Source organism: Actinomadura barringtoniae (assembly GCF_017573505.1).
Classification (GTDB): Bacteria; Actinomycetota; Actinomycetes; order Streptosporangiales; family Streptosporangiaceae; genus Spirillospora; species Spirillospora barringtoniae.
Genome location: NZ_JAGEOJ010000039.1, coordinates 1 through 11,900, shown reverse-complemented (window position 1 = coordinate 11,900; position 11,900 = coordinate 1). Strand labels below are relative to the sequence as shown.

Genomic DNA, 11,900 nt, shown 5'->3' with positions numbered 1-11,900 from the left:
ACCAGGTGAGGTAGTGGTGGCAACATCATTCGTTCATCCGCGGCTCGGCCCCGTTCGGTGCGACGCGGCGCCGCTGCTGGCCGCCGACCTGGTCGCCTCAGAACGGCCCGTACGGCAAGGGTCGGTGACCGTCCGTGACGGGTCGACCGACTCCGACTCCCTGCTCCTGACCGTCACCTATCTGGACAGGGAAGCGGAGGTGCACGGGCTCGGCATCGCCGTACGGCAGGACGACCCGAATGGCCTCACGTCAGCCGAACGCCTCGTCCGCTCGTGGATTCGCGCGGTGCGGTCACGACGAATGCTGGTGGTCGACACGGCTCCCCTGTGCGCGGGCGGCCGGCGCGGACTCCACATGATGATGGACGCCGCCGGAGAGTCTTCGGCCCGGCTCTTCGTCATCGGCGCTCCGAAGGCCGCACCCGCCGACCTGGCCACCCTGGCGTCGCGCGGCGCCGTCGTCACCGACGATCTGAGCGAGGTCCCCGCCGGGTCCATGGTCGCCTTCCCCGCCCATGGCGTTCCTGCTGCGGTCCGCGCCGAGGCCGCCGAACGCGGGATGCGCGTCGTGGACGCCACCTGCCCGCTGGTCGCCCAGGTCCAAGCCGACGCCGCACGCTACGCCGCTCGCGGAGACGACGTCGTGGTGATCGGACGAGCCGAGCACGCCGTCGTGAACTCCCTGCTGGACGAGGCCACCCTCGTCGAGAACGACGCCGACGTCCACGCGCTCAACGGCACGCGAACCTCGTTCGTGGTCGATCCCGGCATGCCCGCCGAGGACGCCGCCCGCCTGGTCGCAACGATGCGGGAGCACGTTCCGACCCTGTCAGGACACCACTTCGACGCGTGGTGCTACGCGTCCTCCAACCTCATCCACACGATCCGTTCGGTCGCGTCCGCCAGCGACGTCACCTTGATCCTGGGCACGGACGCCGACACCGACGCCGACTGCCGGAAGGCCAGGGACATCGCCGCCGAGACCTGCGCGGACGTAAGAGTGGTGAACGCCCTGACCGACATCAGCGCCGCGTCGCTAGCCCGCGTCCAGACCGTCGGCCTAGTCCCCACCCTGTCCGCCCGGCCAGGCCTAGTCGAGGAGCTAACTGACGCCCTCTCTGGCCTGGGCCCCCTCTCGACCGTCCCGCGCCGCCTCTCCGGAGGAACGACCGTTCGCGAGAACGCGGCCGACGACCACCAGCCCGACGTTCACGATCCGCTCCTGACCGTCTGACCCCTCAGGCGTCGCAGAGCCGGCCACGTCCAGGCCACCCCCTCCTCACCAATCCCCGGCCTGGGCACGACCGGCTCTGCGGCGTTCCGACGTCGGGCAGAGCACCTGCTCGGCGGTCAACGCGGTCGCGCGAGGCAGGCAGTCCAGCGTCAGCAAGGTCAGAAGCGCACGCGCACCGCATTCCACGAACCGCGTGATCCCGTCCGCGTACAGAAAGCGTGCCGTGGACATGAACCCCACCGGCCCGGCCCCGCGCTCATAGAGCAGCCCCGAGCCCTCATCCCCCGAGGTCACGTACCGCCGGGTCCTGGGAGACCAACACCTGACGCGCGGACGCCCCAGAGAAACCGGCGTCCCGAACCGCTTCGCCGCGTCCTCACAGACCACCCGCATTCCGTCCCCCACCGTGAGCACGCCCGCGACCGCCAGGGCAGCGACCTCTCCCAACCGGTGCCCGCTCACCACGTCCGGAACGATCCCCCGCTCACGCTCGAGAATCGTCGCCAAGCACACAGAGGTCGCATAGATGGCCGGATCAATGCGTTCAGGCGCCGCGACCAGCAGCTCCCCTAAGCTCGGCGCACCCGGCCCCGCCACCATCGTCGAGACCGGCGCCAGCCCATACGCGGCCACCACCGAGTCGAGCTCGTTCAACGTCCGCCTGACGTCTTCGCTCACCACCCCGGCCAGCGCGCCGGGAACGTAAGCCCCGCGTCCAGGAAAGATGAACGCCGTCTGTCCCGTCACCGCCAGCTCCCAGTCGATGCGTCGGGTCACCCTTCCAGACCAGTAAGCGCCGTGAACCTGCCCACGAGAAGCCGTAGCAGCGAATACCTATGTTGCATCCAGGTGCCTGTTGCACGCCCAAGCTCAACCAGCAGCCGCCAGCCGGCCCCGCAACGCCCTGACCGCCGAGCTCCGCGGGAAGCTGGCCGTAACCGACCGCAAAGTCGCGTAGCCCGTACGCGCCCGCCCGCTCGCCACGCCCGGATACTCGTCCAGGAACTGATGCCAGGTCGCACACGCCTGGTCCAACCTGCGTTCGGCCAGCTGCAACTCCGCCAGATGCGCAAGAGTCACCAGCCGCGACCGTCGTTCTTCCACAGGTCTGAGCTTGATCGAGGTCGTCAGGTCGCGGATCGCCGCAGAACGTTCACCCAACCGCGCCAGCACATTGGCCCGAGAGTGCGCCATGGCCGCCGCGTGGTAGCTCACCACCTGCGACGGCGAATCACTGGCCGCCTCGATATGCCGTTCGGCACGGCTCAGATGCTCAAGGGCCGCACGCCGATCCCCCAGCGCCGCATACGAAGTCGCCTGCTGGGCGGCCAGAAAAGCACGGGCACGCGGCGACGCCTCCGCAGGAACGGCCTCGGCCGCCCGATCCGCCAGCCTGGCCGCGTCCTCAAAATGCTTCAAATACTCGGCCTGCACCGACAAGGCCCGCAGCCCAGCCGCGTACCCCAACCTGTCAGCGGCCTCCGCCGCCAACCGAAGACTGGCCAGGTAATAGCGCTGCGCCGTCCCATGACACTCATCATCGAACGACATGAACCCGCACAGATAAGCCAGCCGCGACGCCGTAACGAGCAGCCTGCGCCGAACATCAGCACTGGCCTTGGCCCGCAGCCAAGGAACAACCGTCGTGTCGAGATACCCCGCAAGAGTCTCCCGCGCGTACCCGCCCCCGACCGTGGCGTCGAGCTCAGAAAACATCCGCATCATCGCCGCGGCCGAGTCCAGCTCAGCCTTCGCGACTCTCCCCCCGGCAGGCCTCCCCGCCACCATGGACTCCCCCTGCGCCACCAGCGCCGACCACCCGGCAACCTGCAGCGCGTCAGTCCGGTAGACGTCACGCCCACCGCCACTCCCCAAGAGCGGCAACTCCTGCGGCTCAGCGGTAACCAACTCCCGCCGAGCCAGCCCCGTCTCAGCGGCACTCACCGCCCGGCCAAGCCGCCGAGTGAGCGCCTCCGCCGCCAAATCCGGGACCAGCGCATCGCGCGGCCGCATGCCGCTCAGCCAATGGGCGATCGAGGTGCGATCAAAGCGCAACGCGAGACCGGCTTCCCCACCCACCTCATTGATCGCCCGCGCGAGCGCGGCACCCGTCCAGCCGGCCTCGCTCAGAAGATCGCGAAGCCGGTTGTTCGGGTAGCGGGCCATGGCCGGAGCTCCTCCGTCACAGACCAGACCACTACCCAATTTTCACTTTCCATACCAAACCCGGACACCAACACCCCGCCGCTACACCCCCAGCGACCGCCCGATGATCTCCTTCATGATCTCGGTGGTGCCGCCGAAGATGGTCTGGATGCGGACGTCCTGGTAGGCCTTGGCGATGGGGTACTCGTTCATGTAGCCGTAGCCGCCGTGGAGCTGGACGCAGCGGTCGACGACGGTCTTCAGCATCTCGGTGGTCCACCACTTGGCCATGGAGGCCTCTTCGGCGTTCAGCTCCCCGCGGGACTCCTTGGCGATGCACTGGTCGACGAACGCGCGGGCGACCGTGATCTCGGTCTTCATCTCGGCGAGGGTGAAGCGGTTGTGCTGGAACTTGCCGATCGGGCGGCCGAACGCCTCGCGGGTCTTGCAGTACTCCAGCGTCGTCTCGAACGCGTACTCGCTGCCGGCGACCGCGGAGACGGCGATGCAGAGGCGCTCGCGGGCCAGGTTCTGCATCAGGTAGATGAAGCCCATGCCCTCGTCGCCGAGGAGGTTCTTGGCGGGGACGCGGACGTCGTTGAAGAAGAGCTCGGCGGTATCCTGCGCGTGCATGCCGACCTTGTCGAGGTTGCGGCCGCGCTCGAAGCCCGCCATGCCGCGTTCGACCACGAGGAGGCTGACACCGTGGGCGCCGGCGTTGGCGTCGGTCTTGGCGGCGACGATGACCAGGTCGGACAGGATGCCGTTGGTGATGAACGTCTTGGAGCCGTTCAGGATGTAGTCGTCGCCGTCCTTGACCGCGGTGGTCTTCATGCCCTGCAGGTCGGACCCGGCGGCGGGCTCGGTCATGGCGATCGCGGTGATGAGCTCGCCGGAGCAGTAGCCGGGCAGCCAGCGCTGCTTCTGCTCGTCGTTCAGCAGTTGGACCAGGTAGCCGCCGACCACGTCGTTGTGCACCGCGAAGCCGGGGCCGGTCGCCATCGCGCGGGCCAGCTCCTCGTTGAAGACGGTGTAGTAGCGGTAGTCGGGGTTGCCGCCGCCGCCGTACTCCTCGGGCATCTCGATGCCGAGCAGGCCCTGACGCCCCGCGGCCAGCCACACCTCGCGGGAGACGATCTCGTCCTTCTCCCACTGCTCGTGGTGGGGCGCGATCTCCTTCGCGATGAAGGACCGCACCATGTCGCGGAAGGCCTCGTGCTCCTCGGTGAAGATCTCTCGCGCCATGCGCCCCTGGCTCCTCAGGTAAGTGGCTGCTGATACACCGTTAATGTAACACTAGAGCTGTCACATAGCGGAAGGGCGTGCGATGGAGCTCACGGTCGACGAACTGGCCGCCCGCGCGGGGGTCAGCGTGCGCACGGTGCGCTTCTACGCGGGGCGCGGGCTGCTGCCGCCGCCGCGGCTGCGCGGCCGGACCGGGCTGTACGGGGCCGACCATCTGGCGCGGCTGGAGCTCGTACGGGAGCTTCAGGCGCTCGGGCTGACCCTGGCCGCGATCGAGAAGCACCTGGAGAAGATCCCGCTCGACGCGCCGCCCGAGGACCTGGCGTTGCAGCGGGCGCTGCTGTCGCCGTGGGCGCCGGAGGTTCCGGAAGATCTCGATCGGCACGAGCTGGACCGGCGGGCCGGGCGGCACCTCGACGATGACACGCTCAAGCGACTCGAGGCGCTCGGCGTCGTAGAGCTCGGCGCCGCGGGGCTCGGCGTCGCGGAGCCCGGCGCCGCGGGGCTCGGCGCCGACGATGCCGTACGGGTCGTGAGTCCGGCGTTGCTCGGGATCAGCGCCGAGCTGGCCGCGCTGCCGATGCCGCTCGACACGTTGATCGCCTCGCATGAGGCCGTCGAGCGCTACACGACGGAGCTGGCGGCCGAGCTGCAGGGCGTCTTCCAGGACACGGTCGTACGCCCGTACCGCGAGCGCGGCCGGCCGCCTGCGGAACGCGACCAGCTGCTGGAGCTGACCAACAAGCTCAAGCCGCTGATGATCCAGTCGCTGGTCACCTCGTTCCAGCGCGCCGTGGACCGCGCCATCCGCAACAGCGTCCCTCACGACTGAGCGCGGGAGCGCGAGCGCAGAAGCATCGGCCGGTCATCGGGCGGCTATTTTCTGGCGAGCCGTCGATCAAAAGCGACCTCCGTGAGTCGATCCGGCTTGATCACCTCCGAAAGGGTCAGGTCGGAGTCGTAGGAGGTCTCATGCGCAACCCATCGGCGGCAGGCGGCGGACGCATGCCCGATTCGTTCAGAACCCTGGCCCGGACGGGCACCGTCCTGGCGACGGCCGCGGCGATCACGATGACGACGGGCCTGGGCCCGGCGTTCGCGGCGAGCGGCGTCTACGCCGAGTGGGACCTGGGCAGCGGGCGGCTGACCGCCCCCGGCGCGTCCTATCTGGACGGCACCGTCACCAGCAACGCCTCTCGCCAGCAGACCCCTTCGGGGAACTCCACGTTCCTCAACGCGAGCACGCCGTTCGGCAAGGAGTACGGCAGCTCGCAGGGTAAGAACTACCTGTTCTTCGGAACGAGGAACAACAAGGAACACTCGACCGCCACCATCACCTTCGACAACCCCACACCCGTCGGGAGCTGGGGTTTCACGCTCGGCGACATCGACGCGGACAAGGCCGAGATCACGGCCATCGGCGCCGACGGCAAGGCCCTCACCGCCGCCGAACTCGGTTTCCAGTCGGCGTTCAACTACTGCAACGGCAGCCCGCTGCCGTCCACCTGCAAGGGCAAGACCGGCACCGACAAGCCCCACTGGGACGCGGGCTCCAGCACGCTGGTCGGGAACGGCCCCGACACCGACGGGGCCTCGGGCTGGTTCGAGCCCAAGGTGCCGATCAAGTCGCTCGTCATCCACTTCCACTGGCAGACCGGCATCCCGATCGGCCAGCTGTGGATCGCGGGCAAGAGGGCCATGTATCCGGTGCGCGCTCCCGCGGCTCCGGCGCCTCCGCCGGTCAAGGGCGAGCCGCAGATCGCCATGAAGAAGACCGCGCATCCGAAGAAGGTCAGGCCCGGCGACAAGGTCCACTACACGGTCGAGGTCAGCAACAAGGGCACGGCGGACGAGCCGAACGCGCAGTTCACCGACGACCTGAGCGACGTTCTCGACGACGCGAAGTACGACGACGACGCCAAGGCGAGCGCCGGCACGATCGACTACGCCAAGCCGCAGCTCACGTGGCGCGGCTCGGTGAAGTCCGGGCAGACCCGCGCCATCACGTACTCGGTGACGGTCCGGCACCCCGAGTCCGGCGACGGCAAGCTGCGGAACGTGATCATCGGCGCCGGGCCCGCCATGCTCTGCCAGGGCGGCAAGGGCAAGGGCTGCGCGCCCAAGCCGGTCCGCGTTCCCAAGATCTATCTGGTGCACAACTGCCGCCTCGCGTCCGCACCGCCCAGCGTTCTCGGAACGGAGCGCCGCGCCCACTGCTGACGCCCGCTCTTTCGTCCTTCAGAGCCCGCCCGGATCGCCCCGGGCGGGCTCTGGCGCGTTAACGGTTCCTTGACACCCTCCGGGACCTGCGGATATACATGATCCAGTAATTAATTTCACACTGAAACTAAAACAAGCGGGGGGAACGAGCAGGGTGGAGAGCAGCGACGCGCGCCGCGCGAACAGGGCCGTGGTCCTGGGTGAACTGCTCGCCCGCGGCACGACGACCCGGGTGGCGGTCGCCCAGGCGACCGGCCTCAGCAAGGCGACGGTGACCCGTGTCGTCGAGGAGCTGGTAGGCGCCGGACTCGTACGAGAGTCAGGCCCGCTGACCGAGGCCGGCGGCGGCCCCGGCAGCACGCCCGGCAGCGGCCCCGGCCGGAGCGGCGGCGAGCGGAGCGGCGACGGCCGGAGCGCCAGCGGGCGGAGCGGCCGGGGGCGGCAGGCGCTGGCGATCTGCCTCGCGGGTGAGCACCGGCTGGTCTGCGGCGTGGATCTGGGCGGCACCAGCACCCGGTTCCTGGTCACCGATCTCGCCGGGCGGGTACGGGCCTGGGCGCGCGAGGCGACGCCCGGCGACCTCACCACCCAGCAGATGGCGGACTGGCTCGTCACCCACGTTCGGCGGCTCACCGACGGCCGGGAGCTCGGCGCCACCGCGGTCGGCCTGCCCGGCGCGGTGCACCCCGAGACCGGTGCCGTACGGACAGCGCCCAACCTTCCCCAACTTCAGGGCGACGCGTTCGCCCAAGCCGTGAAGGCGGCCCTGCCCGGCGTCACCACGTTCGCCAACGACGTGAACGCGGCGCTGCTCGGCGAGGTCACCGCGGGCGCCGCTCAGGGCCACGCGAACGCCGTGATGATCGCGGCGGGCACCGGCCTCGGCGCCGCCGTCTACCTCGGCGGGCGACCGCTCCCCGGCCGTACGGGAGGCGTCGGCGAGTTCGGCGTGCTGCCGTTCGGCGCCGGGAACCTGGAAGACGCGATCTCCGGCGGCGGCATGGTGCGGTACGCCCGCGAGCTCGGTCACGCCGTCGCCGACGCCGCGCAGATCTTCGAGCTGAACGCCCCGCGACCCGTTCTCGACCAGGCCAGGAACGGCCTGCGGACGATGCTGACCGCCGTCACCGTCGCCTACGAACCGGACGTGATCGTACTCGCCGGCGGCGTCGCCCCCGCGTTCGCGCCCTGGCTCCCCGCGCTCGCCGCCGACCTGGCCGAATTCACGCCGCAGCCACCCGTGCTGCGCACCTCGGTCCTCGGCGACCCGGGCGGCGCCATCGGGTCCTGGGTCACCGCCCTGCACGCCGTCTACCAGGGCCTCGACGTCGCACTGCCCGATCTCGGCGGCGCCGCGACCACCGTGCTCGACCACCTCACCAAGGAGGGACACCATGTTCCTGCGGCGACTGCTTGACACCAACCCCGGCCTCGCGACGGCCGCGGTCCGCCTGCACCGGGAGGGCCGCGTCCGGGCCAACACCTACCTGATCGACCTCGACGCGATCCACGCCAACGCCGCCGCCCAGGTGGCCGAGGCCGAGCGCCACGGCCTGAATCTGTACGTGATGGCCAAGCAGTTCGGCCGCAACCCCGACACTCTGCGCGCCATCGCCGCCGCGGGCATCGACAGCGCGGTCTGCGTCGACATCCAGGGCATGGAGGCCGTTCAGCGCTCCGGCATCAAGATCGGTCACGTCGGTCATCTCGTTCAGCCGCACCGCGGCACCGAGGACGCGGTGATCGCCGCCGACCCCGAGGTCGTCACCGTCTTCAACCCCGAGATCGCCGCCCGCCTGGGCGCCACCGCCGAACGCGCGGGCCGGACCCAGCCCGTCCTCCTCCGCGTCCGAGGCCCCGAGGACACCTACTACTTCGGCCACGCGGGCGGCTTCCCGCTCGCCGACATCGAGAAGTCCGCCGCCGAGATCGACGGCATCCCCGGCCTGCGCGTCACCGGCGTCACCAACTTCCCGTGCATGCTCGCCGACGCCGACACCCGTTCCGTACGCCCGACGCGCAACTTCGCCACCGTCACCGAGGCCGCGGACCGCCTCCGCGCCGCCGGCTTCGAGATCACCCAGGTGAACGCCCCCGGCACCACCTCCGCCGGAACGTTCGCCGAACAGGCCCGCCTCGGCGCCACCCACGTCGAGCCGGGGAACGGCCTGCACGGCACGACCCCGCTGCACCTCTTCGACGACACTCAGCCCGAGGTCCCCGCGATCGTCTACGTCTCGGAGATCTCGCACTTCGACGGCGACGACGCCTACGTCTTCGCGGCCGGCTACTACGTCGACAAGGTGCTCGGCGACTACCAGCTGACCGCCCTGGTCGGCGAGTCCGAGCAGCGCATGAACGTCGAAACGGCCGACGCGGGCGCCATCCACTACTACTGCCGCATCCCCGGCGCCCTCACCCACGGCGCCAAGGTCGGCGACCCCGTCGTCTTCTGCTTCCGGCCGCAGGTCTTCGTGACGCGGGGGCGCACGCAGGCCGTCGCCGGAATCCGTACGGGTGAGCTGGACCTTCGGGGGGTCTACGACGGGGAAGCCCGTCCAGTCGACGGCGTGGCCTGACCACATCGTCTTCGTTCAAGGAGTGACCATGTCCGATTCTCAGGACACTTCCACCACCCCCGGCCTCCGCAAAGGGGCCCTCGGGGCGGTCGGCGCGGCCGTCATCTCGATGGCCTTCATGGGCCCGGCGACCAGCGTCTTCTTCAACACGCCCCTGGCCGCCGGCGCCGCGGGCTACGCCCTCCCGCTCGCGATCCTGCTGGCCATGATCGTCTGCCTGCTCGTGGCATCGGTCATCGCCTCGTTCGCGCGCAAGCTGCCGACCGCGGGCTTCGCCTACACCTTCAACACCCACGGCTTCGGCCGCCACGGCGGCTTCGCGTCCGGCTGGCTCCTCCTGCTGGCGTACGGGATGGTCGGCCCGATGCTCCTGTCGGCCATCGGCTCGTTCACCTCGGCGTTCCTCAAGGACCAGTTCTCCTGGAACGTTCCGTGGTGGATTTTCACAATCCTCTTCGGCGCCGTCGTCTGGGGCATCAGCGGCCTCGGCGTCTCCCAGTCCGCCAAGACCGCCCTCATCTTCCTGGTCCTGGAACTGGGCGTCCTCCTGGCCCTCTTCGCCATCATCTTCGGCAAGGGTGGCGCCGACGGCATCACCCTCGCCCCGTTCAACCCCGGCTCCTCCCCCGACGGCATCGGCGGCCTCGGCAAGGGCATGCTCTGGGGCATCCTCATGTTCATCGGCTTCGAATCCGCCGGAACCCTCGGCGAAGAGGCCCGCTCCGCCAAACGCGCCATCCCCATCGCCCTCTTCACCGCCGTCCTCGCCATCGGCCTCTTCTACGTCCTCTCCGGCTACGCCGCCGCCATCGGCTTCGGCGACACCGCCGCCCTCCGCGACGACGCCGAACCCTGGACGACCCTCATGAACAAGTTCTGGGGCGTCGGCTGGCTCCTCGCCCTGACCGTCCTCAACAGCCAGTTCGCCAACCTCATCTCCGGCGTCACCGCCCAGGTCCGCGTCGTCTTCGCCATGGGCCGCGAGGGTCTTCTTCCTCGCCTGCTGGGTCGAGTCGGCGCCCGCCAGGTCCCCCAGGCCGCCCTCGCCGGCTACATGCTCTTCTCGCTGGCCGCCGCCCTGATCGGCGGCGCCTGGATCAAGCCCATGGGCATGTACAGCTTCGCCGGAACGATCGTCGGCGTCGCCATGGTCATCGTCTACATCAGCATCAGCATCGCGCTCATCCGCTACTACCGCCGCGAACACCCGTCGGAGTTCTCACTTCTGAAGCACGGCGTCGTGCCGGTGGCCGCCGCTCTGTTGCTGTTGATGCCCATCTACGGCCAGCTCGTTCCACTGCCAACTGGCCCGAATCGGGTGGCGCTCGTTCTGATCGTGGCGTGGATGGTGGTCGGGTTGGCCTATCTGGCATGGATCGTTCGCAGTCGGCCCGCTCTCCTAGACGCAATGGGCCGAGTCTGGGCCGAGGATGAGGATTCGGTGGCCGGTTCCTCTTCTACCATTTCCTCCGATTCCTCTTCTTCTTCCATTTCCCGCTCAGGTCGTTAGGGGTATTGCCGGGCGGCTACGGTCACCCCTTCCGCTGCGGCTGGTGCCCGTCTGCGGGTTTGTGCTGGCTGAAGGCCGAAAAGCTCAGCGACGAGGAAGGAAGGGACGGGGCCGGGGGCTGGGTTGTTCGGGTGCGGCTCTCACAGGGCTGAACCACAAGCTTTGATAGCCGCGCTTCGCGCGGGAAAGCACCGTCGAAAGAATCTTCGAAAAACCATTATTCGATCATCGCATTGACGGTATGTGATGGTAAAATAACGGTATGAGTTCGATCGTGGCGGACACCGAATCCGCTTCCACTCAACAACTGGTGGAAGCGGCGTCCGTCATATTCTCCGAACTCGCCAATAGGGCTGCGCCCGAGTCCGGGGCCGCCTGCATGGAATTGGCTGAAGCGCTCTCCACGGTCACCGACCGGGCTGAGCATGTGCTCGCTGAGTTGATTGCGGTGGTTGACCGGACCGGTGAGATGAAGCACTGGGGCCTGCCGTCCACGCAGGCGTGGCTGCGGTGCCGGATGGGCATGCGCGAGGGCCGCGCCAAGGAACGCATCACGCTGGCTCGGCAACTTCACCGGCTCGGCCGTGTCCGCACGGGCCTGGCCACTGGCGAGTTGTCGTTCGGGTACGCGGCCACGATCGCCGACGCTGTGCAGCGCCTCAATGACGATGACACCGCAGCGGCCGAGGACATCCTCCTCACCGCCGCAAACGAGGGCCTGTCGGCGGGGAAGGTCGCCAAGCTCGGCGGGAAGATCCATGACCTGGTGCGTGAGCACAACGGCGAAGACAAGCCACCCGAAGATGTGCAGCGCGGGTATGAGCGGTCCTGGGTGACCGTCAGCCGGTCACTGGATGGTGGCTGCTACCTCAAGGGGTGGCTCAACCCCGAAGACACCGCCATCCTGGACGGCACACTCGCGCCGTTGGCCAAGCCCGCCGGGACCGATGACCGTCGTGACCTGGGC

10 protein-coding genes are annotated in these 11,900 nt (G+C 69.1%); 7 read left to right on the top strand and 3 right to left on the bottom strand.

Annotation, left to right across the window (positions count from 1 at the left end; all coding sequences use genetic code 11):
* The first annotated feature begins 16 nt into the window (after nucleotides 1–16).
* Nucleotides 17–1,234: a hypothetical protein gene (locus J4573_RS51550; RefSeq protein ID WP_208263817.1), complete on the top strand. Its 1,218-nt coding sequence runs from the start codon at nucleotides 17–19 to the stop codon at nucleotides 1,232–1,234.
* 45 nt (nucleotides 1,235–1,279) lie between these two features.
* Here J4573_RS51550 and J4573_RS51545 read toward each other — a convergent pair whose 3' ends face one another.
* From J4573_RS51545 to J4573_RS51535, 3 genes are all read right to left on the bottom strand, one after another.
* Nucleotides 1,280–2,011 carry an acyltransferase domain-containing protein gene (locus J4573_RS51545; protein ID WP_208263816.1) on the bottom strand — a complete coding sequence of 244 codons (732 nt, stop codon included), beginning with the start codon at nucleotides 2,009–2,011 and terminating at the stop codon, nucleotides 1,280–1,282.
* Nucleotides 2,012–2,104: 93 nt separating this feature from the next.
* Nucleotides 2,105–3,400 (bottom strand): NsdA family TPR-like regulatory protein, encoded by a 1,296-nt coding sequence (locus J4573_RS51540; protein WP_208263815.1) that lies wholly within the window; start codon nucleotides 3,398–3,400, stop codon nucleotides 2,105–2,107.
* Between the two features lie 81 nt (nucleotides 3,401–3,481).
* Entirely contained in the window at nucleotides 3,482–4,624 is a 1,143-nt protein-coding gene (locus tag J4573_RS51535) for an acyl-CoA dehydrogenase family protein (protein WP_208263814.1), read from the bottom strand.
* 82 nt (nucleotides 4,625–4,706) lie between these two features.
* Between J4573_RS51535 and J4573_RS51530 the strand changes: the two genes are divergently transcribed.
* The 6 genes from J4573_RS51530 to J4573_RS51505 form a co-directional block, all read left to right on the top strand.
* Nucleotides 4,707–5,456 (top strand): MerR family transcriptional regulator, encoded by a 750-nt coding sequence (locus J4573_RS51530; protein ID WP_208263813.1) that lies wholly within the window; start codon nucleotides 4,707–4,709, stop codon nucleotides 5,454–5,456.
* A 140-nt stretch (nucleotides 5,457–5,596) separates the two neighbouring features.
* Nucleotides 5,597–6,844 (top strand): DUF7927 domain-containing protein, encoded by a 1,248-nt coding sequence (locus tag J4573_RS51525; protein ID WP_208263812.1) that lies wholly within the window; start codon nucleotides 5,597–5,599, stop codon nucleotides 6,842–6,844.
* Between the two features lie 154 nt (nucleotides 6,845–6,998).
* The gene (locus J4573_RS51520; RefSeq protein ID WP_208263811.1) at nucleotides 6,999–8,261 is read left to right on the top strand and encodes an ROK family transcriptional regulator; all 1,263 of its coding nucleotides are present in this window, start codon (nucleotides 6,999–7,001) and stop codon (nucleotides 8,259–8,261) included.
* Nucleotides 8,239–9,423: an alanine racemase gene (locus J4573_RS51515; protein ID WP_208263810.1), complete on the top strand. Its 1,185-nt coding sequence runs from the start codon at nucleotides 8,239–8,241 to the stop codon at nucleotides 9,421–9,423. The genes J4573_RS51520 and J4573_RS51515 overlap by 23 nt, the downstream gene beginning before the upstream one ends.
* A gap of 28 nt (nucleotides 9,424–9,451) precedes the next feature.
* Nucleotides 9,452–10,933 (top strand): APC family permease, encoded by a 1,482-nt coding sequence (locus tag J4573_RS51510; RefSeq protein WP_208263809.1) that lies wholly within the window; start codon nucleotides 9,452–9,454, stop codon nucleotides 10,931–10,933.
* Nucleotides 10,934–11,195: 262 nt separating this feature from the next.
* Nucleotides 11,196–11,900, top strand: a 705-nt coding sequence (locus J4573_RS51505; RefSeq protein WP_208263808.1) for a DUF222 domain-containing protein, incomplete at its 3' end; no start/stop codon positions are given.